19 protein-coding genes are annotated in these 24,373 nt (G+C 53.9%); 10 read left to right on the top strand and 9 right to left on the bottom strand.

Annotated elements, in window-relative coordinates:
- Window positions 1–193: 193 nt before the first annotated feature.
- Both HG15A2_RS06870 and HG15A2_RS06875 read right to left on the bottom strand, forming a co-directional pair.
- On the bottom strand, window positions 194–1,786 hold the full coding sequence (locus HG15A2_RS06870) for a FecR domain-containing protein (RefSeq protein ID WP_218932369.1): 1,593 nt from the start codon (window positions 1,784–1,786) through the stop codon (window positions 194–196).
- 40 nt (window positions 1,787–1,826) lie between these two features.
- Window positions 1,827–2,408, bottom strand: coding sequence for a sigma-70 family RNA polymerase sigma factor (locus HG15A2_RS06875; RefSeq protein WP_145059110.1), 582 nt, complete (start codon window positions 2,406–2,408; stop codon window positions 1,827–1,829).
- Window positions 2,409–2,975: 567 nt separating this feature from the next.
- Between HG15A2_RS06875 and HG15A2_RS06880 the strand changes: the two genes are divergently transcribed.
- From HG15A2_RS06880 to HG15A2_RS06900, 5 genes are all read left to right on the top strand, one after another.
- Entirely contained in the window at window positions 2,976–4,454 is a 1,479-nt protein-coding gene (locus tag HG15A2_RS06880; RefSeq protein WP_145059112.1) for a hypothetical protein, read from the top strand.
- 253 nt (window positions 4,455–4,707) lie between these two features.
- Window positions 4,708–5,412 (top strand): PEP-CTERM sorting domain-containing protein, encoded by a 705-nt coding sequence (locus tag HG15A2_RS06885; protein ID WP_145059114.1) that lies wholly within the window; start codon window positions 4,708–4,710, stop codon window positions 5,410–5,412.
- Window positions 5,413–5,649: 237 nt separating this feature from the next.
- Window positions 5,650–7,350: a sialate O-acetylesterase gene (locus HG15A2_RS06890; protein WP_218932370.1), complete on the top strand. Its 1,701-nt coding sequence runs from the start codon at window positions 5,650–5,652 to the stop codon at window positions 7,348–7,350.
- 145 nt (window positions 7,351–7,495) lie between these two features.
- Complete coding sequence (locus HG15A2_RS06895; protein WP_145059118.1) at window positions 7,496–10,126, top strand: choice-of-anchor Q domain-containing protein; 2,631 nt, start codon at window positions 7,496–7,498, stop codon at window positions 10,124–10,126.
- A gap of 457 nt (window positions 10,127–10,583) precedes the next feature.
- Window positions 10,584–12,479 (top strand): sulfatase-like hydrolase/transferase, encoded by a 1,896-nt coding sequence (locus HG15A2_RS06900; RefSeq protein WP_145059120.1) that lies wholly within the window; start codon window positions 10,584–10,586, stop codon window positions 12,477–12,479.
- A gap of 764 nt (window positions 12,480–13,243) precedes the next feature.
- On the opposite strand, the gene HG15A2_RS06905 is transcribed toward HG15A2_RS06900, so the two are convergent.
- The 4 genes from HG15A2_RS06905 to HG15A2_RS25060 form a co-directional block, all read right to left on the bottom strand.
- Window positions 13,244–13,594: a hypothetical protein gene (locus HG15A2_RS06905; RefSeq protein ID WP_145059122.1), complete on the bottom strand. Its 351-nt coding sequence runs from the start codon at window positions 13,592–13,594 to the stop codon at window positions 13,244–13,246.
- Between the two features lie 24 nt (window positions 13,595–13,618).
- Complete coding sequence (locus HG15A2_RS06910; RefSeq protein ID WP_145059124.1) at window positions 13,619–13,972, bottom strand: hypothetical protein; 354 nt, start codon at window positions 13,970–13,972, stop codon at window positions 13,619–13,621.
- A gap of 403 nt (window positions 13,973–14,375) precedes the next feature.
- Complete coding sequence (locus tag HG15A2_RS23820) at window positions 14,376–14,516, bottom strand: hypothetical protein (RefSeq protein WP_218932371.1); 141 nt, start codon at window positions 14,514–14,516, stop codon at window positions 14,376–14,378.
- A 286-nt stretch (window positions 14,517–14,802) separates the two neighbouring features.
- On the bottom strand, window positions 14,803–15,135 hold the full coding sequence (locus HG15A2_RS25060) for a DNA polymerase (protein ID WP_145059126.1): 333 nt from the start codon (window positions 15,133–15,135) through the stop codon (window positions 14,803–14,805).
- 274 nt (window positions 15,136–15,409) lie between these two features.
- On the opposite strand from HG15A2_RS25060, the gene HG15A2_RS06920 reads away from it, so the two are divergent.
- Window positions 15,410–17,002 carry an alkaline phosphatase gene (locus HG15A2_RS06920; RefSeq protein ID WP_246117901.1) on the top strand — a complete coding sequence of 531 codons (1,593 nt, stop codon included), beginning with the start codon at window positions 15,410–15,412 and terminating at the stop codon, window positions 17,000–17,002.
- Window positions 17,003–17,679: 677 nt separating this feature from the next.
- On the opposite strand, the gene HG15A2_RS24785 is transcribed toward HG15A2_RS06920, so the two are convergent.
- The 3 genes from HG15A2_RS24785 to HG15A2_RS06930 all read right to left on the bottom strand — a co-directional run bounded on the left by HG15A2_RS24785 (window position 17,680) and on the right by HG15A2_RS06930 (window position 18,478).
- Complete coding sequence (locus HG15A2_RS24785; protein ID WP_261342155.1) at window positions 17,680–17,808, bottom strand: hypothetical protein; 129 nt, start codon at window positions 17,806–17,808, stop codon at window positions 17,680–17,682.
- Window positions 17,809–17,819: 11 nt separating this feature from the next.
- Window positions 17,820–17,999, bottom strand: coding sequence for a hypothetical protein (locus HG15A2_RS23825; protein WP_218932372.1), 180 nt, complete (start codon window positions 17,997–17,999; stop codon window positions 17,820–17,822).
- A 161-nt stretch (window positions 18,000–18,160) separates the two neighbouring features.
- Window positions 18,161–18,478 (bottom strand): type II toxin-antitoxin system TacA family antitoxin, encoded by a 318-nt coding sequence (locus tag HG15A2_RS06930; protein WP_145059127.1) that lies wholly within the window; start codon window positions 18,476–18,478, stop codon window positions 18,161–18,163.
- 254 nt (window positions 18,479–18,732) lie between these two features.
- Between HG15A2_RS06930 and HG15A2_RS23830 the strand changes: the two genes are divergently transcribed.
- The 4 genes from HG15A2_RS23830 to HG15A2_RS06945 all read left to right on the top strand — a co-directional run bounded on the left by HG15A2_RS23830 (window position 18,733) and on the right by HG15A2_RS06945 (window position 24,269).
- Window positions 18,733–18,906 (top strand): hypothetical protein, encoded by a 174-nt coding sequence (locus tag HG15A2_RS23830; RefSeq protein WP_218932373.1) that lies wholly within the window; start codon window positions 18,733–18,735, stop codon window positions 18,904–18,906.
- 558 nt (window positions 18,907–19,464) lie between these two features.
- A complete protein-coding gene (locus tag HG15A2_RS06935) occupies window positions 19,465–20,577 on the top strand; it encodes a GntR family transcriptional regulator (protein ID WP_218932374.1) in 1,113 nt (370 codons plus the stop codon).
- Between the two features lie 120 nt (window positions 20,578–20,697).
- Window positions 20,698–22,509, top strand: a complete 1,812-nt coding sequence (locus HG15A2_RS06940) for an autotransporter outer membrane beta-barrel domain-containing protein (protein WP_145059132.1) — start codon at window positions 20,698–20,700, stop codon at window positions 22,507–22,509.
- Window positions 22,510–22,604: 95 nt separating this feature from the next.
- Window positions 22,605–24,269, top strand: coding sequence for an autotransporter outer membrane beta-barrel domain-containing protein (locus HG15A2_RS06945; RefSeq protein ID WP_145059134.1), 1,665 nt, complete (start codon window positions 22,605–22,607; stop codon window positions 24,267–24,269).
- Window positions 24,270–24,373: the final 104 nt, after the last annotated feature.

A 24,373-nucleotide genomic window follows, 5' to 3' on the forward strand; every position in this document is an offset into this window, starting at 1 on the left:
AATTTCAAAACACGGTGGCTCATTCAAACGAACGCTGAACGGAAGAGCTGCTCCATACGGTGGCGAGTGTATTTGTCGCTTTCGAAGTGATTCGCGTTCATCACAGACGAGCAGCTTAGTTAAGTCGATCGCTCGCATGACCTTAGAAAAGACTTGAATTTCCTCTTGGAGTATTGATCAAGGTGCTAAAAGTTTAATGGAGAGGGATTGCAATGATCCCATAGGTTCCAAAGTCCTCCTTCGCATTCCGAGCCCCGAGCGTTAGCGAACTTGGACAGCTTACTTTTCGTCTCCAAACGGAAAACGTAGCGTCAATGCGACGTCCCGGGCCCTTACCTAACCTCATTCGTGAATTGCCGCTAGCTGGTTTCGCATTTGATCTTTTTCTCGTACGATCAAGCCCAACCGTATGGACAGTTTTCTCGAAGTCGCGTAGTAGCCAATCAGGAGGGTTGTCTAATTGATTCAATAGTAGAAAGACAAAACACGGGCGTGCCAGTCGCACTTCGACAAGTAGTCTGCGATTAAGTTTGTCGTCAAATGGCACCTTGACGTAGTCACCACCGACGAGAAAGCTTGGTAGCCCAGACTTGCTGACGCCGTTCCACTCGTAGCCTCTGTCAGTAGCCGTCGGTGCGTCTTCTCTGAATCCACCAGGCACCACTTCATATACCAGGCCGCTGTTGGACGACACACCCGAAATGGTCATCCCGACGCCGCTACTGTACTTCTCAAGCTGAGCGACATTATCAAGCGGGATTCGAGCCATGACGGTCTGCCCATCACTTCCCTTAACAGCGCGGGCTGCCTGGTTTTCGACCAGGACGCATTGCTCCATTCCCGAGGTGGTGTTCTTGGCGTAAAGCTGAACACTACCTCTTGCTACAGCAACATCAGTCGATTGATCTCGTCGGACTGTGACACCAAACTCTGTTCCAAGATCCTGGACATCAATCAGGGGTGTTTCTACCACGAAGCCAGGTTGCGAAACCTCCGCAGACATTGTGCCATTCCAAACACGACACCGGTCCGTTCCGAGCACGCTTAGCCGAGCTGGAGCGTGAGCAGTTCCGATAGTACCGTCGCCGAAGCGCAGCTCAACAGTACCATCGTCGATGTGTACACGCTCGCCAGGGCTTATCTGGTCGCCAACAAATAGCCGTCGACCAACTCCACTGTCTGACCGGATAAGCGCTTGATACGAAGCGGCTGTAATGACCGCGCCAAGCGGACTCTGGCGAGTCCTTAAAAACAGACCAAGAACACCACACAACGTCGCGAGAAGTAGTACGCACGCCACGGGAACTCGGGCGTTACTGAGCCACCTAAGCCCACCCCGCATGAACCCGTCGCTAGGCAACTCTATTCGCCTGACTCGCTGCCCCATCTGAGAAAAAAGTGCCATCAGAAAGAGGACGCAGGAGTTGGCATAAGTGGTAACCCGACGTCGATAAGTCGGGACGTTCGAAGTGGCGTGTTGCTCCAGGGCACGATTGGCGACCTTCTGTGGGATTTCTTTTAACTGGGCTTTGCAACTCGCACTTGCATGGGCATCCCCTACAGGGCATTCAGACGCGGCGTCTGCTTGACTTGCAGCAGCAAGTGTGATGACTCGAAGAGCCACGCTGTCGTAAGCGTACGAAGCGAAAACTTCCGCTGCGTCGTCACTCGACACGAGCAGCTCTTGCAGTTCTTCGCGCTCTTCACCCGAGACAACTCCATCAAACAACTTGCAAGTAAGCGTCAGGCAGCGATCAGCTTCAGCGTTGGTGTTTTTAGATTCCATCGATTCCATATGCCAAGTTTCTGTCATTTGTTTGTAAACGTCACTGCATCCTTAACTTTGAAGTGACACACTTTGTCAACGCTCTACGTAACCGCCACAACATCTGATGCAAGGAGTTGGCAGTCCGATTCATTTCGGTGGCGATTGTAACAATCGATGCCTCGGCCATGTACCGACGCTCAATCAGATTGCGATGCTCTCTTGGTAATCCTTCAACGCACTCTTGCAGTGCAGCAATCCGCTCGCTGCTTGTCACGTCTCCTTCCAACAACTTGGCCTCAACACGCTCTAAAGCGTCTCCACTTAGCAGCATCTCCTGTCGTCCAACTCGGCGACGATGCCCGAGCACCTCGTAGCGCGCAATCGCGAACGCCCAACTCGTGAAATCAGTTCCACGCTCGAACTTCGAGAATTGATCCCATAGCTTAAGCCTCGTTTCCTGCATCAAATCATCAGCAGACGCAATACGCCCTGTAGCGCTCAAGAAAAACGCCAGCAGGCGTCGCTCGCAAACGCTCAAAAGCCGCAAGAACTCACTTGTATCCTCCGGCGACATGCAACGCCTTTGATTGCTTGTGGAAGGTGGTTGAGCAGGGGGATGTGTACGTGCAGATGAATTCATCGGTGAGGGGGTACCATAGCCAGAAGCCACAACAAGTAGCACACAAGAGATAAGCGCTTTCGCAACCTAATCTTACGCGCAAATTATTGCTTCCCCCAAAATATTCTTTTTACCTTGAAATATACGCAACTATGCAAGTTCGCCGCTGCAGGACTGCGTAGAACCGATAGTCACGAAGAAGTTATCTGCGGAAACGCCGCGGACGGGGCTATTTCGATTCCATGCTCAATTGTTTGAATCTCGAAGACTGCACGATTTCATACCTGCAAGTAGAGTAAAGAAGCACTCCACATCGCTTTCATCCTTGCACTAGCGACCGAAAATAGTCCGAGAAACTGAAAAATGGCCCGTAAGTTTTAGCCATTCCAGCGCTTCTCCTAAGTGACAGAAGATATTTCTCGTTTGAAAGCTCCCTGGTTGAGTGAGGTCAGTCAACTCCGCAATGTCAATAATGTTGAGGAAGTAGATACTATCGGACTGTATCACTCGATGTTGTCAATCAACGACATAACGACAGGTCGTGGCCAACCGACGCTGAAACTTTTCTTTTATTCTATGGAGACGAAAGTGATTAAATGCTATCGATTCACAGCTGCATTGCTTTCTGCTGTGACAGCAAGTCAAGTATTCGCACAGACCGCTAGTTTCGATTTCGGAAGGGACGAAGAGCCAACTGCCTTTCAGCAAGTTGGTTGGACGCAGTTTGAAGTGGAACCTTCGCCAGTAAATGGGTCACGGACTTCCCCGCCAGACGCAACTACCGGCTGGACGGTCACAGGCAATCCAAACGAGTACTTCACTCCCAATGCCCCCAGGAATCGCGACCCTTTACTCGCTACGCAAGGTGGAACGTTCACGCTTGCCGATGTGTACGTCGATTTCCTGACAGGTCAGGAGAGCCTTGCGATCGTCGATCTGACTCCGGGCGAAACGTACGATGTTCAGTTCATCATGTATGACGCCGATGGAAGCGATGGCCGTACTCAAACGGTATTCGACGTCACCAACGGTGCCAACGACTTACTCGGTACGTCTACAGGTCCCGGCGGGGGGCTTAGCCTGAATAGCGATCTGGATTTCTCGGTTGTTGGGACAGGGCTTTCGCCCGACAGCAATGGCGAGCTTCATTTCTTATTCGAGAACAGCGAAACGGGCAACCGGTCGCTGGTAAACGGCGTGGTGGTAACTGGAGTTACAAGTTTGCAGACATCGAGCTTCGATCTTGGAGTTGAAGACGACAACAGCGCATTTCAGCAATCCGGATGGACACAATTCGAACTGCTCGGAGGTGCCGATGGACCGCAAACCTCCCCGGTTGATGCAGAGACGGGTTGGTCGCTTCAATTCGCTCCTCCGATAGCTCAAGATGAGCTAGCTGGCCGAAATCGTGACCCGCTGGATGCAACAACTGGTGGGACGCTTACGCTTGATGATGTCTATATCGACTTCGTCACTGGACTCGAAACATTGTCGATCAACAATCTGGACCCAGCCAAGCAGTACGACGTCCAGCTGATCATGTTCGACGACAATGCGAGCGACGGTCGTACGCAAACGGTCACAAACATCACCGACAGTGCAAGCGACCTACTCGGCACAGGCACAGGTCCCGGCGGCGGGTCGAGCTTGACGAGCGATCTCGATTTTTCAGTCTTCGGGACTGGGCTATCACCTGACAGCAATGGCGATCTTACTTTCTTATTCGCCAATAGCGATACGGTAGATCGGTCGCTGGTGAACGGACTGATTATCACCGAAGTCGAGTCCCTCGCCTCTGCAGACTTCGACGGTAACGAGGATGTTGATGGCGCGGACTTACTGACTTGGCAACAAGGCTTAGGGTTGGCGGGACAGACTGATAACACAAACGGCGACGCCAACGGCGACGGCGATATCGATAATGCTGACTTAATCATCTGGCAAAATCAGTATGGCACGAGTCCTGGAACGCAGTCTGCGTTCACTGTCGTGCCCGAACCTTCCTCCCTTGCACTGTGCATCGTGGTGGGGATGACTGTGGCGGGCTTAAGAAACCGCAGGGAATGACAAAGGCTCTTTGGCCGCGGTCGGCGAGTCTAGGGCAGTTGCTCGCCGTCCGCTGCCGGTCGGCTCGGAATTGTAGTGTCATGGGTGAGCTTCAATTGCAGGGTTAACTCATGCGTCGGCACTTGTCTGCATTGAGGACAAGTTGCCCGCAACCATTACCTTGGTTCCGAAAACCGAGTTGAGTTGATTGGGCTGAGTGCGTTCTTGCGTCATTGTACTTATTCATTTTCATTACTACAAAAAGGGGAGGCTAATGATGTTAGTTAGAAATACAGTATGTTGCGCGTTGGCAATTGGTATCGGGCTATTGAGCAGCAAAGGACTTGCCCAAACATCGAGGTACGATTTTGGTCGGTCGGACGATAATGCTGCCTATGAACAATCTGGATGGACTTTGTTCGAGCTCGATAGGAACGGTCCTCCCTCCCCACAAACATCGGAGACAGACGCCTCAACGGGTTGGGCAGTGACACTGGAAACCGCAGATCCTGATGACATAAATGGTCGCAATCGCGATCCGTTGGATGCTGTAACTGGCGGGACTTTTACGCTGGACGATGTTTACGTCGACTTCCTCGTAGGTTGGGAAACTTTGTCGATCAACAATCTGGACCCGACCAAGCAGTATGATGTCCAATTGATCATGTTCGATGACAACCAGGACGACGGTCGTACGCAAACGGTCTCCAATATCACCGATGGCGTAAGCGACCTCCTTGGTACTTCCCCCGGACCCGGCGGTGGGTCGAGCCTGATGAGCGATCTCGATTATTCGATCTTCGGGATTGGGCTATCACCTGACGGCAATGGCGACCTTACTTTTTTGTTCGCCAATAGCGATACGGTCAACAAGTCGCTGGTGAATGGACTGATCGTCACGCAAGTGCCGGAGCCAACGTCGATCGTACTCCTTGGACTGGGAGGAACGTTAATCTTTCTGGCTCGCCGAGCACATTGACGCTGTGTACGTTTGCAATCCGACCCCAACGGCTGTGGTGATGGTGTAGATCAATCATCGCCACGGCCTTACTTTACACCTTAGACTGCGTCCAAAATGAATTTGTCTGACCGGATACGCCTTCCTACACACTGCATGCGGCATTTCTGTGTTCTCACAAATTTCCTGAGAGGTCCCTTGCCGACCCCAGACCTGCGCTTGCTTCGCTTTGCCGCGATCAGAAATTGCCGATTCGTGATGTTTGCTGTTGCCCTAGTGCCGATCTTGGCAAGGGCGGAGAAAGTCAACGTTTTCTTGATCGGCGGACAGTCCAATGCCGATGGTCGTGCGGCAATCAGCGGGCTTCCAACCGAGCTACAAGCCGTGCAAGGGGATATCGCTATTCATTGGGCTACCGCCGGTAATGGTTCTAGTAGTCTCAATCAGTCGGGGTACAGTTTACTAATGCCTGGATTCTCTAATTCGTCAGGCAGCTTTGGCCCAGAGGTGACCTTCGGCCGAGCAATGGCAGATTTCTACGCGGATCGCGGAGAGCACGTCGCTCTCATCAAACACGCCCAGGGGGGGACGGGGCTAGAGACCCATTGGCAGGCGGGTGGCGACGCAACCCAAGACAATGATGGTTTCGTCTATCGCCTATTTCAGGAAGTCGTCGATACGGGCATGACAAACATCCAATCCGCCTTCCCGCCTGAGGGAGGGGGGCAAATTGAGGTCTCGATTGAGGGCATGATCTGGATGCAAGGCGAAAAAGATTCCAACACAACGGAATCCGCGTTGCATTACCAAGCAAACCTGACGGAGTTCATCGGCGATGTTCGGAGTACCTACGGCACGGAATTACCCTTTGTGCTCGGCCAGCTTTCCGCAAATCAGATCGGTACGGGAGGTGGTGCGACCAACCGTGAGCTAGTTAGATCGGCGCAAGGCACTGTCGCGACCGCGTTGTCAGCTACCGAAATGGTCGTTACGGACACATTCGGGCTAAAGGCAGACAACCTTCATTTCAGCGCGTCTGGCCAGCACGATCTAGGCTTTGCATTTGCGAGCCAAATGCAGAGCCTGTTGTCAGCCACCAATGACTTCAAGTCAGCGAGTTTCGATTTTGGTGTATCGGCAGACGGTAACGCTTATGAACAAGCTGGATGGACTTTGCTCGAACTCCCTCAAAGCGGTGCTCCATCCCCACAATTATCTGCTGCAGACGCCTCTACGGGCTGGACGGTTATGCTCGAAACCGCAAAACCGGACGACCTGCGTGGCCGAAATCGTGACCCGCTGGATGCAACAACTGGTGGGACGCTTACGCTTGATGATGTCTATATCGACTTCGTCACTGGACTCGAAACATTGTCGATCAACAATCTGGACCCAGCCAAGCAGTACGACGTCCAGCTGATCATGTTCGACGACAATGCGAGCGACGGTCGTACGCAAACGGTCACAAACATCACCGACAGTGCAAGCGACCTACTCGGCACAGGCACAGGTCCCGGCGGCGGGTCGAGCTTGACGAGCGATCTCGATTTTTCAGTCTTCGGGACTGGGCTATCACCTGACAGCAATGGCGATCTTACTTTCTTATTCGCCAATAGCGATACGGTAGATCGGTCGCTGGTGAACGGACTGATTATCACCGAAGTCGAGTCCCTCGCCTCTGCAGACTTCGACGGTAACGAGGATGTTGATGGCGCGGACTTACTGACTTGGCAACAAGGCTTAGGGTTGGCGGGACAGACTGATAACACAAACGGCGACGCCAACGGCGACGGCGATATCGATAATGCTGACTTAATCATCTGGCAAAATCAGTATGGCACGAGTCCTGGAACGCAGTCTGCGTTCACTGTCGTGCCCGAACCTTCCTCCCTTGCACTGTGCATCGTGGTGGGGATGACTCTCGTATACCGTCGAGCGTCGAGCGCCGAGTTCGGGTAATTACTGCTGATAACACTTCCTCCAAGGGTACCCGTTTGTATTATTCCTGATCCATGACTAATCCTTTTTTTGTTCGCAGTGCAATCCTGCGTAACAACTTTGCAGGATGCCACCCACACCTTTTCCTACTACAGTCTGACTTAACATGAGACACAAACTAACTCGCCAGGGACTACACCATCCACAGTCGCGTTCCTTTCGGTTCATCGAAACTTCCTGCGCTCGGAAGTTGTGCGTCGAGCAATTGGAAGATCGCCGCATGCTGGCGGTACTGGATGTTAACTCGATGGCGGACAACATCACGTCAGATACTGAACTCACGATCCGAGAATCAACGCTCTTGATCAATAATGCCGGCGATTCCAATGCGGCACTGGGGCGTGCGCTGACCGCGGGTGAGTTGGCACAAATCGACGCATCAACCGACGCGTTCGGAACAAACGACACGATCACCTTCGACACCAACCTGGACGGAGGCGTGATCCGATTGGCCGGATCACAACTTGACATCAGCACGCCGACCACGATCGACGGTGCTGACTTAGGGATCACGATCACAGCCGACGCAAATGGCGACGACGTGCTGGTGCCGGGGACGAACATCACCGATGTGACGGCTTCCGACGGCCTGCTGGGCGACAACAGCCGGGTACTGCAGATCACCAGCGGCGGTGCGGACACTACGCTGATTGGCCTGACGATTACGGGGGGACACTTGACTGGCACCAATGGCGAGGGCGGTGGCATTAGGGCTACCTCACCGCTGACCTTGACCACCAGCACCGTTAGCGGAAACTCGACCGCCACCTACAATGGTTCTGGCGGCGGGATTAAGGCCAACGACCTCACAGTCACCAGTAGCACGGTCAGTGGGAACTCCATCACCGGCCGCTACAGTTACGGTGGCGGGATACGCGCTACCAACCTCACGCTCACCAACAGCACGGTCAGCGGAAACTCCACTGCGGGCAATTATGGTCATGGCGGCGGGATACGCACTACCAACGCTACGCTCACCAACAGTACGGTCAGCGGAAACTTCACCACCGGGATCTCGGCCGACGCCGGCGGGATACACGCCAACGACCTCACGGTCACCAATAGCACCGTCAGCGGGAATTCGACAGTCGGCGCCTTCGCCTCGGCTGGTGGGATGCGAGTCTTAAACGTCACACTCACCAACAGCCTGGTGACCGGCAACGTGGCGGGCAACGCCATCTCTGATCAAATCCATGCCGTCTACTCGGTCACCCGACAGGGCGGAACCATCGAAGGCGACACACTCCGCGATGGCAGCATCGAGGTGCAGTCCGGCGTGACCGCTGCCGACATCTTTGACGCGACCACCGAAGTGATTGACGGCAACGGTAACCCGACCGGCGTCTTCACTGGCGTGCTCGATGATAATGGGGGGGCGACGGCGACAGTTGCGATTCTCCCCAACGGCCTCGCATTCGATACCGGCGACGCCACAATCGGCACGCCCATGGCGTTCGATCAACGGGGGACGCCATTTGTCCGTATCGCCGGTGCTGACATTGACATCGGAGCGTTCGAGCTACAATTGCCGGTATTCACCTCTCCCGACGCTGCCGACGTGCCTGACAATACGCTGCTCGTGCACACTCTCTCAGTGATCGCAGGGGTTGGTCAACTGGTCGATTTCCGTTTACTCGACCAGGTGCCGGTGGGCGATTTAGGACCCGGACAGTCACTGGAAATTGGCGAATCGATTTCGTCGCCCGACGGCATGTCAACCCTTTACATGCAGGCCGATGGCAACCTAGTTGCCAGCCAGAACGGCGTGCCGACCTGGGCTTCAAAGACCAATGGCACCGGCGCGGTTTTTGCCAACATGCAACTTGACGGCAATCTGGTGGTTCGCACCGCCGATGGAACTGCGGTCTACGCTTCGGGCTCCGTTGGAAACATCGCCTCATTCGCCCGTTTGCGGCTGGATGACTCGGGCATTCCTAAGATTGTCCGCGTTGACGGAGAGATCCTGTGGCAAGGAATGCTCGGTAACACGAACGGCGCAGGCACGGTATTTTCTCCTGAAGAGCTTGATCCGGCTTTCACTAAGGCCGTCGATACCGATCTTTTCCAGATCGCAGGTAGCGATCAACTACAGTTTGTCAGCGCACCGGACTTTGAGATGCCGGCCGATGGCAACATGGACAATATCTATGAAGTCACGGTGTTGGCAGACGGCGGCAATGACGGCGTGATCCCGCAGACAATTCTTGTGACGGTAACAAACGTGGTGGAAGTGGGAGACGCTGATTTTGACAACGACGACGATATCGACGGTGCTGACTTCCTCGCCTGGCAGCGCGGCTTCGGTACGGAAGCCCCTAACGCAACCAAGAGCGACGGTGATGCTGACAACGATACCGACGTCGATGGCAACGACCTTAGCATCTGGGAGTTGCAATTCGGTGAGCCTGCGCCGCTGGCATCTGCTTTGAGCACTTCAATCAGTAGAACAATCGCTATGGAGAGACAAGCGGAGGACGCAGTGTTGAACGAGGAGTTAGTCGATGCCGCGATTACGCTCAATCATTTCCACCGATTGGGCATTAGCAAGACGTCTCAAGTTGTCCTTAAACCGACCGTATCGGAACACCTATTCGTTCGCGCGGTGCCGCAACCTTCGTTGTCAACAAGTAGCAAACTAAGCTACGTCAATTCGGTCCCTATCGGTGAACTCGAGAACGACGCCAAGGAGCATAGTTGGCTGGCGGAAGAACTTTTGGAAGCAGTTTTTGGTCAGTAGGCTGCGGCGGACAGTGGGCATCAATGCAAACACCTCGTGCGTTTTCTACTTACATCGAATCGCTCCGTATAGTCAATCTTACGTGAATTGCCAACCAGGCCAGTTGGTGCAGGAGACGTTCTTCGAGGCGAGTAAAGTGTGAATCGTTTGTTCTAATTGACAAAAAGCACAGTTGCTGAGACCAACGAGTTAGCTCCTGTCTTGATGTCAGCCTGACCACCTCAATCTGTTACGCAAAGACGTGGGCAGCTAGAATAGATGCATCACCCCGTCTCCCAACGTTACTCGAATATTAGTAGCTGGTTACTGCAATCGGGTTGTAGGGAGTTCGCAATCTACCTTTAAGAACGATTTACCCAAAGGCGTTCTCACTAAATCGAGACACTCACAACCTGTAGAATTGCATAGATCGTAGCATCCAGAAGTCGTGGCCCATTTTCTAGCAGACACAGCAACCATGAATACAAATTTTAAAGGTAGTGTTTTAGTCATTCTCGCAACGGGATGGCTCGCCCTTGGGGGCACTGCTCTAGCGGAGCAATCGCTGCCCAACATTCTTTGGCTATCAGCCGAAGACATCAGTCCGCATCTGGGTTGCTATGGCGACCCGCACGCCATCACGCCGCATCTCGATCAATTGGCAACGCAGGGTGTGCGTTACACTCACGCGTTCACGACCGCGGGGGTTTGTGCCCCATGTCGCAGCGGGATTATCACCGGCATGTACCAGACAACGCTCGGGACCCAACACATGCGTTGCCAAGCGACATTGCCGAGTCACATCCAGCCGTTCCCCGCCTATCTGCGCGAAGCAGGCTACTACTGCACGAACAACTCGAAGCAGGACTACCAATTCATTACGCCACCTGAAACCTGGGACAAGTCCTCGTCTAACGCACATTGGCGCGGACGGAACCCGGAGCAGCCTTTCTTTGCGGTATTCAATTTCTCGGGCTGCCATGAAGGCGGCATCGCGCGTGACAAAAAGTACGAACAGGTCACTGCCAACCTCCGCCCCGAGCAACGGCAGGACGCCGCCAAGCTCACTACGCTCCCGCCCTACTACCCCGACACACCGATCACTCGCGAAGATTGGAAACGCAATTACGAGTTGATCACTGCGATGGATGCCTGGGCGGGGAAGCTCATCGCACAACTGAAAGACGATGGTCTCTATGAAGACACGATTATCATGTTCTGGTCTGATCACGGCGTGGGGCTGCCTCGGGCGAAGCGCTGGTTGTACGACTCTGGAACGCACGTGCCGTTGATTGCACGCATCCCCGAAAAATTCCGAACCGGCGAGCAGGACGCACCAGGCACCGTTGTCGAGGATCTAGTGAGCTCCATCGACTTTGGTCCGACGGTACTGAACCTAGCCGGATTGGAAGTGCCCACGTACATGCAGGGCCAACCGTTTTTGGGCAAGAGTTTGCCGCAGCCACGTAATTACGTTTATGGTGCACGAGATCGCATGGATGAACGCTACGACATCATTCGCATGGTTCGCGACAAGCGATACAAGTACTTGCGAAACTATGAGCCACAGAAGCCGTATTACCAGTGGATGGAAACGCCCGAAAAGGGAGCGACCATGCGAGAACTGCGTCGCGTTCACGCTGAGGGCAAGTTGCCTGAAGCAGCAGAGCTGTTTTTTGCAAAGACCAAGCCGGCTGAGGAACTCTACGATACTACGAATGATCCCCACGAGCTCAATAATCTCGCTGGCGACCCACACCACTCCGACGTGCTGCAACGTTTGCGAGCGGCTCAGTTGGCATGGGCCGAATCAACTCTGGACCTCGGCCTAGTCGCTGAGCCGATTCTCGCCACCCGCGAACAGCAGATCAGCAGCCGCTACGAAATGTTGCGCCAAGCAAACGGAGCGGAATTAGCTGCCCGCATTCGTCAGGCAGCCGTCGCGGCATCGCTAGGCGAGTCGGCAAAGGCAAACCTCGCTATTGCAGCGATCGACGCTGATCCGGCAGTCCGCTACTGGGGAGCCATCGGTCTGGGCAATCTGAGCCAAACCGATGACGAGATTCGTGGCCAGCTTAAACGGCTGCTCGACGACCCGTCAAACGCTGTTCGCTTAGCTGCGGCACGTGGGCTTTGCCGAACAGGGAGTTCCTCAACTGCTCTGAATAGATTGGCCGAAGTGCTCACTGAAGGCTCGCAGTGGGAGCGGTTGCAAGCGGCCATCGCGCTGGACGAGCTAGACCAGCAGGCCGCTGCTGTAGTGGAACCTATGCGAGCCGCGCTCACACCGCGAACAGAGCTCTACTCCAAGGGAAAATATACAGTCCGAGTGATCCATCGAGCGCTAGCTGAACTTGAACCCGAAGCACCCTAATCCACGAGCAGATCCATGAAGCTTGCCCACGAACACACTTCACTTTCAAATGACTACGTTTCTGCCGTTCAAATAGGTTGTCATTTGAAAACATCTTGCTTTGCAGCGCAGAGGCATCGTCGATATTGCACTTGCAGTAGTCTTGTTGACGTCTTCACTCTCTAGAATCGTCTACAAGCTACCCCTCGGTGGGATAGAACTGGAGAAGTAGAATCTGGCGTGTACTCGCATCGGATGATTTCACCGACGTGGGATCTGCGCGCTGCTTCATGCCGCAGCAGACGTCATCTCCGCATGATGAATTTGATTCGCTAAGCCACTGAAAACCAAAACTGCAGCGAAGTCAGAGCGATCTCATTCTCTCAGTGTGTTTGAACCTGTTACGTGGACTATGTCATGCTTAGACATCGTTACGTGCAATAGTGGTCATAGATCTGACAGTGGGTACTGCAGTTCGCTTCGGTAGTTGGCCAGCTAGCCAAGAAACAGTTCTTCTGGGTCGATTAGCGATACGTGCTAAAGGCCGGACATGCGTGTGAACGCCACCTTCAGCGTCCGCCGCTTGGTGGTTTCAGTTGAGCAAATCGAGTGCTACCCTGCCTGGTGTTCGTCCAATCTCGGAGCAGGTGGAGTGAATTGTTTCGACGTCGTAAGTATTGAAAGTGGCCCCTCGGACACGGTGTCCGGGGTAGTCCTCTTCCGTAAGTTCCACAGCGTATCGCTAGCCCAAGCTTGTTGGTTCACTAACAATAAGCGAGTCACTTCTAAAAGCGGTCGCCATAGGCGATCCGTTTTCCGTTGTTGTACAGCACCCGAGCGTAGGCGATCTGACAGGCTCGTTCGATGCGCGAGATTTGAGCCCAAGTTACCCCGGGGTCTTTCCCATCCAATCGCCATTGCGTGGATTCACCGGGTGGTGGTTCGTTTGCGATCGACTCCATTTCGGCCAGATCTTCGGTCGTGAGGTAGCTCTTCCACCCCTCCTTAAACCCGGCTGGCCAGCGGTGGATGTGCCACTGAACAACGCGTCTCTTCTCTTCGTCGGAAAGCCAACTCTCGTCCACCACGAGTGGCTGATACCCATGGAGCGACAGCCCATAAGATTTAGGTTTCATGGCAACCTCTTTCAACTTCCTGTGTCATTTCAGGTTCGCCAGCAGCGCATCGCTACGGACTGCAGTTTGGTACGTGCGCGAAGCTGCTTGGTATCGCGACTCAGCCTGCTTCAGGACCTTTTGGACCGCAGGCGAGTCGAGGTCATCGATGTGTCTGAGCTCTAAGACTTGGACGAAGAGCCAGTACATGACCAGCCGGGACGCAGTCATCTGCGTGCACAGCGAGTTGCTCTCGTTGGCTAGCTGACGCCGCATTTCTGAATTCCGTTTCAGGAGCGACTCTAGTCTTAGCGGAGACTCCGTACCGCACAGCGACATTCTTTTTCTCAACGGTACGAGAGATATCTCCAAGTCGTTGCCACATGTAAGGTGCTTCATCCAGCTTGGCCCTAGCAAGTCCAAGGAGCCAGCCTCGCCAGTGAGCACAGTATCTGACAGTTTCTTAAGCTGCCTATACTCCCTCTGATCTTCCCGTACAGTCCGATAGGTAGATCGACGGGGGGGTGAGTCGCCCTGTTTCTCCTGTAGTCCTCCAGATGACTCTGCCCGCCTTGACGCGGAATATTGCTCGAAAGGTGACTATTTACTAAAAGATTCTGTTTTACTTTTCAGGCTTTCCATAGTGGTGGAACCTCCATTGTCCATGATGTCGGTTCGCTCCGTTGGCAGCCAGATCTGCGAATAGAAGCCGGTCAGTAGCATGAGCGAGCTCGTCTAGGAGTTGGTGGATTGGCTTCAACGCTTCGAGCTGCTCTTGCTGGATACGCTTCTGTGCGGCCAATTACTGACGGCGTTGCTCATCTTCTGCGGCAGCACGCTCGGCTGCCTCACCGCTACCTAAGTATTCCTTCACTGTGCGTCCGTCGACACGGCGTCCACGGTAGTAGTAGCGATTGTTGTTGCCGCGATTTTCCCAGGCCATTTAGAACCTCCTCTGCTGCCTTCATTGTGCAACAAATCGCCCCTGGCCCCAAGATTAGATTCGGTGGCATCGCCAGGCGGAGGGGGCAAGATGAAGGTAACCCGTGCCATGATCGAATAGCGCAGACGTCAAAACGAATGCGTGGAACTAATTTGAATGGACCGCAGGAACGAGTGATTGCGCAACTAGGCAACCTCAAACGACACCGGCAGGTGAGGTCAATATCTCGTTAGACGGCAAACTTCCTGCCGCCAGTCATATCGAGTCACAGCTTCAGCAATGCAGTTCAGCAACGCCGTCCACGTGTCAGGCGAGACTCCCCAACACACCTCGTTGATCGGACCGTGGGCTGTTCTTGCTGAGTCATGTGGGCATTTAGACTCTTCGACGCTGGCAGCCATGATGCTGGCTGCGGGGGGAGTACTCGGCAAATAGCTACATTGCCGCCTCCTAACGCTTGCTTAAAGATATCGGAAGCCGTGCCTTGGACCAGAGCACGAACCGCCGAACACTTAGCCCTCGCGCGAACATTCATGTCTACTGCATTGAGTCCAGTAATTACTCGTCGGCGGCCAAAAAGTGTAATAACAAAGCCCTCATCGTGAGCCTGTGCAAGCAATCACGGCATATCCACTAGTGAGAGACTTGGGGCCGGTCTTGAATGCTTCCTTGCAGGTGAGTCGTAGCAGCATAATAATAATTGAGGAGTTCTTGCCGATTCACGTCCACCCATCAGCCTCAACCCCAGCCTCAACATGGTTCACGCACTCCAAAATGTCTCACACGTGACCATGGTAGTGCGTGTGCTCTGCCTTGCTTGTTGTCTCTCACACCCATTGCTATCCGGTAAATTCTCCAGGGCCGACGAACTCAGGGACCTTCAGGCAGAGGCCGTGTACACTAAAAAATGTGCGGCTGCACACTGGGGGCCAATCGCGGGACAATACAGCTCCTGGAAATCGCACACGAACCGGCTCATCCCGGTCTACACTTTTGGCACCAAGGGTGGCGGCGATGGTATCGACCTTTCCAACTACACCGGCGAGAACAGTCTTTACGGCGATCGCTCGCAACTCCAACGACTCTATCGCTCCAACATCGAAGATTCGCTCGACCCCGCTGCGCCCTACATGGATCAGACCAACATTTTTGATCTACAACTTGCAGCGCTCAACGCCGGCCGCAAACACATCTTCATCGTGGTATTCGACGGGATGGATTGGCAGACGACACGGGCCGCGTCGATCTGGAATTTACAACAGGTTGTCTATGACGAAGGACGAGGCCTTGGCACACACTTTCAAGAGTACCAAGCCTGTGGAACCACTCAGTTCGGCTGGATGGTCACCAGCGCGTTTCGAGACGGCATCCAAGTGGACGTCAACAAACAGCGCGTCAAGAATCCTGGTGGCGGCTTGCCTGGCGGCTACAGTGCCAAGATTGCAGGTTACTACCCTTGGAGTACACCGACCCTCCCCAAGTATCTCGTGGCTCAGGCCAATGATGACGATGACCGAGGCGTACGCCACGCATACACCGATTCCGCATCCTCCGCCACCAGCATGTTCTGCGGCGTAAAAACCTACAACGGCGCAATCGGTATAGATGCTGATGGACGACCCGCAATTAGCATTGCCCACCTCGCACAAGCCGATGGCTATCTTGTCGGAGCGGTAACGAGTGTCCCCATCTGCCACGCAACACCGGCCTCGACCTACAGCCACAACGTCAGCCGCAACGACTACCAAGACCTCTCCCGAGACCTACTCGGGCTGCCGTCAGTCAGCCACCCTGACAAACCATTGCAGGGACTCGACGTACTGATCGGCTGCGGCTACGGAGTCACAGAAAAACACGATAGCAGCCAGGGAGAGAACTTTGTGCCCGGCAATAAATACCTTACGCAACAAGACCTACATGAAAGTTCTATCTCCAACGGCGGCCGCTACCTGGTTTCCCAACGCACTGACGGAACAGCGGGGGGCGAAGCACTAAAGAACGCCGCCAAAAACGCGGCCGAAAGTGGCGTTCGGTTGATCGGCTACTACGGTCTCTTCGGGCACAGTGACTCCTGCAACGGCAACCTCCCTTACGCCACTGGTGACGGCCACTTCGACCCGGCACCAGGCATCGACGGCAAAACAATTGAGTACACGGAAGCTGAGCTAAACGAGAACCCCACCCTGGCTGAAATGACCACCGCCGCCATCACCGTTCTCTCGGCCAAGGACAGCCCCTTTTGGCTAATGGTCGAACCAGGCGACGTCGACAAGGCCAACCACTCCAACAATCTGGACGCTTCGATTGGAGCCGTAAACAGCGGTGATACAGCCGTCCGAGTCATCACCGACTGGGTAGAGCAACACAGTGACTGGCAGGAGTCCCTACTGATTGTCACAGCTGACCACGGCCACTACCTCACCCTCGACCAACCAGAACTTCTCCTCCGACCGAACAAGAATACCAGCCAAGACAGTTCGCCGTAGCGCCTCGAGCTCAATTGGTTTGTCTCAGAAAACATCTACAAGGGAAGCGTCTGACTTGGCCAATTTGATCAAAATCAGCGCAGGCAATCGTCGCACTGATTCTCGAATTGGCAAGTCATTCAATCGGATGTCGAAGGAGATTTCGATCTCCGCGTAGCAAAACGGTGCGACATGGGAATCGATTGAACTCATCGCCATCAAGCAGCAAGCCTATCGCAATGCTTGAGTACGCCACCGCCCGTGGTGTTCAAGAAGTTTTTGTCGCGTCAGAAACACCCTTGCCACACTGGCAATTGCACCCAAAAGCCACACCACGCAACACGACTGCCCGTTGCGCCACATATGCGCCACAATCGTGTATCGGGGGGAGTGTTCTAGCGCTAGAAAAGGGGCAGGCAAGTGCCAAAACCCCTTGTTTTACAGAGTACCGGAGGGGGGACTTGAACCCCCACGAGGTTGCCCTCACTGGATTTTGAATCCAAATGTCTCAACTTTCTTGACTCTTCACATGGATGGGATTTGCATTGTGTTTGCGTTGGAAACCGTTTGCTTCACAGCATATAAGGGCGAGTAGTAAGTAACACTCGTCTCATTTGAGTTGTATCCGTGTGGGGCTCGCACGGCCAGCAACTGCCTCAATTTTGCCCCCAGTTTTAGGCTCGCTTCAACGTCCCGACTCACTTCGTGCCCAGCTTCTTGAGTGCTTTGCTCAACGGTAAGAAATGTGATTTGGGAACGCGCGTGAGTGGCAAGAAATTAAAATGGTCATAGAATTCCGCTGCGCTTTTGTCCTTGGCGTCAATCACGATAGCAAGTGCTACAATCTCGGGTCGGCCGTTTTGGCAATCGCGTCCGCCAATAAGCTGCCGCCTAAGTCTTGGCCCTGATAGTATACGTCCACCGCCAAGCGTCCCAATCGTACGATCGGCACTTGCGGGTAGCGAGGCGGCTTCTTCGCGACGCTCTTAGGAATATCTGGCAACTGAACGCTGCTCATCGAGAGAGTGTAGTACCCCGCAATGCGATCATCCTGTTGGTTGATGGCAAAAACAGGTCGTGTTGTCTCGCTTCACATCCTAGCTGACCTGCGTGTGGAAGTAAGCGTTCAGCTCCGGCACTCCGCAGACGAAGGCTAAGTGGTCTTGCTTGCCTAATAGCTCAAGCTGAAACGCACCTGTACTCATGAAAGGTCAGCAGACGCCCGCGGTTCTTTATCGCCTTGCGCAGTACACGGGCCACCGATGGTGGATTGATGAGCGCTTCGGCGAACCGCTTTTGTTCCGCTAGTGATAGTCGGATTCTATGACTGCGAGCAATCGCTTCCTCAGCGGCCTCCCGGGCAGAAGCGACCACGAAATCGCTAAGCGTTTGGCCTTGTAAGTCGGCAGCCTCCTTGAGCAAAGTATGGATTGCGGCAGGAAGACGCGATCCCAGTCTGGATGTCTTCCCAGTGTTGGCTTTTTTAGCTTCGAGCATCATAGGGCTCCCTTCTCTACTGTTACCATACGGCATGCTGCCGTGCACAATCAGCTTTTTTCTGACACTGTTGGCTTGGTCGTCGTGCACACAAGAAGTGATGCAAGACGTTGCTGGCGGGGAAGCATTCTTGTTTCCGCAATGCCATAGTGACAACGCTGATTGGCGGTTTGGATCGACTGCGCTGCTGAATAACCAGGACTTGTTGACTTTTCTAGCGCCTGCATTTGATCCGAAGAGACCAGTGAAAAACCATGGTTGGATTACTCGGTAGAGTCAAGCCGCGTAGCATGCCTCATGATGGTCCAAAACTGATGCAATCAGCCGAGAATCGGTGGCGAGCCTTCAACGGCTTAGTCTGCCTGCCGGAGGTGATTGATGGAGTTAAATTCATCGACGAAGTTAAGCAAAGCAAGGATGCCGCCTGAAATTCTCATACACAGGTTCTTGCGATATCTCGCACGCTAGGACAGCTGCCTGGTGGGCCGTGCTCACTTGGAAAAATAGGCAAATTCTCATGCAAACAGCCCCTCTTGAGGCAGGCTAGCTGAGCGAAGCCATCCGCAAACACTAAACCGCAGCTCGAAAGCACGCTAAGTTTAGCGCGGTTGGTTTTTTCGATAGCGACACGGCTATGATTGTCCTAACCCACACACCCATTTGCATGCAGATTGAATCTTCGGTAGAGGCAGGGATCATAATCTCAAATGCTGATTTCGATGGACGTCATCCGATGAGCACTGCTCGCAGATTCAGTGCCCCAATCGCTGGGTGCAAGCGGCGATGTTAGTCAGGTGGGGGCACGGCCAATTGAGTTGTTATTTGCACATTAAGCAGCTATTTTACCATATTGCTGGCTTTTCCCAGCAATGTGGTTGACTAGCTGAAATCACCCAACTAGATTGCCACTAGAGCCACTCGGTCGACATCTCATCGGATTTAATTCCGCACACTCATCGGAAACGGAGCCTATTATGGGCCACCCCATGCAACTTTCTAATACGAAGCCGAAAATTGTGCGAGTCAGAGATTATGTTCTGGGCGAGCTGGCAAATGGCAGCCTGTCCGATGGCGATGCTCTGCCGAGCGTAAGCGAATTGGCTAAGAAGCTGGAAGTCGGAGCTCATTCGGTCCGTGAAGCGATCGGTGAATTGGATCGATCAGGCATTGTTCAGAGAATCCAGGGCAAGGGTACCTTTGTGAGCCAACAGAGGGGGGCAGATGCCGATCCCGGCAAAAAGTTGAGCGTCTATGCACTGGTGTTGCCCGAGAAAATCCTTTCTGGTCTGTACCCTTCGGTCATCAGGGGCTTTGGTCAGGAGGCTAGAGCGTCACGCCGAGAACCGCTCATGGCGGAAACCCAAGGTGACCTGGGGGCACAAGGTGATGTGATGTTGCGATTGTTGAGCAGAAAGGTCTCGGGGGTAGCAATCGTGCCTGCGTACGAACCGATGCCCGATCACCAGCTTGAGGTTCTTCAAGAGCACAATATTCCTGTCGTATTTTGTCATCGACACACCGCACGCTTAGACGCGCCATTGGTCACTTGGTCGGGCGAGCAAGTGGGCCGAATAGCCGCAGAGACGCTGGCCGATCTGGGACACACAAGAATTGCATTGCTCTCTTCCGCTCTTTGTGACCCTGTGCCGGACTATGTTCAGGGGATGCGGTCAGAACTATCGAGTCGCGGAATCGCGTTTTCAGACCAGCAAGTCGTTGTCGGTAAAAAGACCCTTCATCACTCAACCGAACAGGATTGGAAAGAGTTGTTGAGCTTTGTATTGGATGCACCCGATCGAGCGACAGCCGTTTTCTGCGCTGACGACTTCATTTCGGAACATCTCTATCTTGCGGCCATGGATCGAAGGATTCGTGTCCCAGAAGATCTTACGATCGTCGGATTCGGCCCGAAGTGGCGGGACGGCGCCATGCGGAACAGGCTGGCGGCAGTATGCATCGATGAGGTCGAACTTGGATGTCAGACCGTGCGGCTACTGAATGAAATGCAAAAAGGCATTCGTCCGATCAACAGTAACGAGGTAGTCACTATGCCTTTGGGACTATTCGAAGGAAGTTCTCTGGGGCCACCCGCTCCGTAATCGTATCGATCCTGGCATAGTCAGAAGCTTCGCTAGTATGAAACTTGCATCACTTACTGCTGCTGCACAGTGAGTAGTTTGGTTACGTGATTGAATTCAAAAACAAGAGGGGACATGCGGATGAAAATTTCCAAACTGATATTAGCATTTTCGGCAATGTTGGCTCTGACCACGGGCATTGCACAGGCGTATACGGTCACCCATAGCACGCAGGGAGTTTTGTTCTCAGACGACATGGAAGGTGCCTTCAGTGCTGAAATCGGTACCTGGGGAACGACGAACGATGGGGCCAACTTATTGTCGCTTTCGAGTATGAATACCGGTCCAACGGTAGACGGACCGGCAGGGGCTGCTTTGGGCAATGATTACTTGCAACTCACGCGCCCTTCGAGTCCCTCCAAGGAAAGATTTCAGGAGGCCATTTTTACCGAATCGGTCAGCACTGGAACACTTGACATCGCGTTCTCGTACTGGATCGACAACCGCTGGGGGCAGGTGGTGACACTTGATGACGCCGTCGGCACAAACCCTGGTTTGACTGGCAATCTTGCCAGCGTTCTCTGGGGGGGGCCAAATACGCCAGGCGGTGGTAGTGACACCGTCTGGTCCGACTGGGCTAACGCCGGCTTAACGGATGCTTTGCTCTCGCCAGCTCAGTGGAACCTGTTCGAAATGCACGTCGATCTGGATGTGAACACCTACCAGATTTCAGTGAACGGTATTCCAGGTGCCGTAGTGAATACGCCTTCGGGAACGGTCAGCAGGATTGGCATTGAGTTTCAGGATTTCGACAAGACCCTTTTCTTGGACGCCCCTATTGAGGCGCCGCCAATCGATCCGAATCGAACGTGGGCGAACACCGCTAGTGGTGATTGGAATGTTAGTACCAATTGGGATGTTGGGGTAGTTCCGAATGCGAACAACGTATCCGCCATTTTTGATTCCGCAGTTACCTCACCGGCGACGGTCTATACCAATTCAGCGGTTACCGTGGAGTCGATCCAGTTTGGCACCTTGGACGACAGCGGGGAAACCCAATCTTACGCGATCGTCGGGCAAGGTAGCGTCACTCTGGACAGCAGCGCCAACACTCCCAGCATCAACGTGATTGACGGCACGCACCAGTTCCAGGCGGAGGTCAATTTACTCGACTCGACTGACGTAAGCGTGGCAGCCGGTGCGTCGCTGGCGTTCAACAACGCGCTGAACTTGAATGCTAATACCCTGACCAAAACCGGCACTGGCACACTGAGCATTAACAACCAGATTGGAGTTGGGGGGGGGGTGGTTACTGCGCTCGCGGGCGTGATCGGCGGATCGGGTACGATCAGTGGCGACCTGAATAGCGATGGTGCGACAGTCGCCCCAGGTAATAGCCACGGCAAGCTAACCGTCGCTGGCGACTACCTGCAAACGGACGGTTCGCTTGAGATCGAGATCAATGGCGCGAGTGCCGACGACATTTCCGGAAATCGACAATACGACTTGCTCAGCGTGGGCGGCAGCTTGACCCTAAGCGGTGGATCGCTTGACATCGTGATGGGATTCCTGCCCACCGTTGGCGATACATTTGACATTCTAGACTTCAGCTCTATCGACTTGTCGGGCGCGACGTTGAATCTGGGCACGCCCGGTACGGATTTGCTCTGGGACAGCTCGCGGTTAGCTGTCGACGGTTCGTTGACGGTGATTGCTAGCTTGTTGGGTGATTTTGACGCTGACAGCGATGTTGACGGCGGAGACTTTTTGACCTGGCAACGCGGTCTTGGGACGACTTACCTGGCGAGCGATCTAACGAAATGGCAGAACAACTACGGCCGGGTGGTGGGCAATAGCCTGTCATCAGCCACAACCGTGCCTGAACCAATCTCAGCCAGTTTGCTTATCATCTCCCTGGGGGCGTTGGGCTTGAGTGATCGCCGTCGAAAATGAGTATTTGGTTGAGCGGTGAGCAATTGTTTCATAGCTTCGCTAGGACCCATGATTTTGTTACATGATTGATTTCAACACTAAGAGGGGACATGCGGATGAAAATTTCCAAACTGATACTAGCATTTTCGGCAATGTTGGCTCTGACCATGGGCATTGCACAAGCGTATACGGTCACCCATAGCACGCAGGGAGTTCTGTTCTCAGACGATATGGAAGGTGCCTTCAGTGCTGAAATCGGTACTTGGGGAACGACGAACGATGGGGCCAACTTATTGTCGCTTTCGAGTATGAATACCGGTTCAACGTTCGGGGGACCTGCAGAGGCTGCTTTGGGCAATGATTACTTACAACTTACACGTCCTTCGAGTCCCTCTAAGGAAAGATTTCAGGAGGCCATTTTTACGGAATCCGTCAGTACCGGAACGCTGGATATCGCGTTCTCGTACTGGATCAACAATCCCTGGGGTGGGATCGTGACGCTTGACGACGCCGTCGGCGCAAACCCTGGATTGGCTGACAATCTTGCCACTATTATGTGGGCGGGCTCCTCGGCGCCCGGCGGTGGGACTGACACCGTCTGGTACGATTGGAGCAACTCCAGCTTAACGGATGCTGTGATCTCTGCAGCTCAGTGGAACCTCTTCGAAATGCACGTCGATCTAGACGCAAACACTTACCAGATCTCAGTGAATGGTGCTGCCGGAGCCTTAGTCAGTACGCCTTCTGGGACGGTCAGCAGGATTGGCCTTGAGTTTCAGACTTTTGACACAACGCTCTTCTTGGACGCTCCTCTTCAAACGCCACCAATCGAACCAACTCGAATATGGACCAACAGTGCCAGCGGCGATTGGAATGCAAACTCCAATTGGAACAGTGGGGTGGCTCCGAACTCAAGCACTGGAAACGCTATTTTCGGCTCCGCAATTTCTTCACCAGCAACGGTCTTCACCAACTCAGCGGTGACCGTCGAGTCAATCCAGTTTGGCACCTTGGACGATAGCGGGGCCACCCAATCTTACGCGATCGCTGGGCAGGGCAGCGTAAGTCTGGCCAGCACTCCCAGCATCAACGTGATTGACGGCACGCACCAGTTTCAGACGGTGGTTAATTTACTCGGCTCGACTGACGTAAGCGTGGCGGCCGGTGCGTCGCTGGCGTTTAACAACGCCCTGAACTTGAACGCGAATACCCTGACCAAGACCGGTGCTGGCACACTGAGCATCAACAACCAGCTAAGCAGTGTGGGGGGCGAAATTTCCGCCCTCGCTGGTGTGATCAGCGGATCGGGTTCGATCACTAGTAACCTGAATAACGATGGAGCGACGGTCGCCCCAGGCAACAGTCCTGGCATGCTCAGCGTTGACGGCAATTACACACAAACAGCCGGTTCACTCTCGCTCGAAATTGGCGGCACCAATGATGGCTCGGTCGCAGGAGTTCGAGAATTTGACCAACTCAATGTAATCGACGATTTGACTATTAGCGGCGGTTCGCTTGTTGTATCGATGATCAACGGATTCGTTCCCAAGCCGGGCGACAAGTTCGACATCTTGAACTTTACCACAGCCGACTTGTCGGGCGCGACTTTAAATTTAGGCACGCCCGGTGCGGATCTGCTTTGGGACAGTTCGCAGTTGGCAGTCGATGGTTCGCTCACGGTGATTGCAGCAGCAGTGCCTGAGCCCTTGTCAGCCAGTCTTATGGTCATCGCTTGGAGCGCGTTTGCCCTAGTTAGTCGCCAGCGAAATGAGCGTTTGTGAAATTGCAAATGAGCCAGAGATATTCCGCTATCGGAGTCACAATCAGTAAGTCAACGTGCTCAAGCATGTGCGTCGGCCTGCTAATGTTTTTTAGAGAAGGAAAC

It is taken from the genome of Adhaeretor mobilis (assembly GCF_007741515.1).
GTDB classification, from domain to species: Bacteria; Planctomycetota; Planctomycetia; order Pirellulales; family Lacipirellulaceae; genus Adhaeretor; species Adhaeretor mobilis.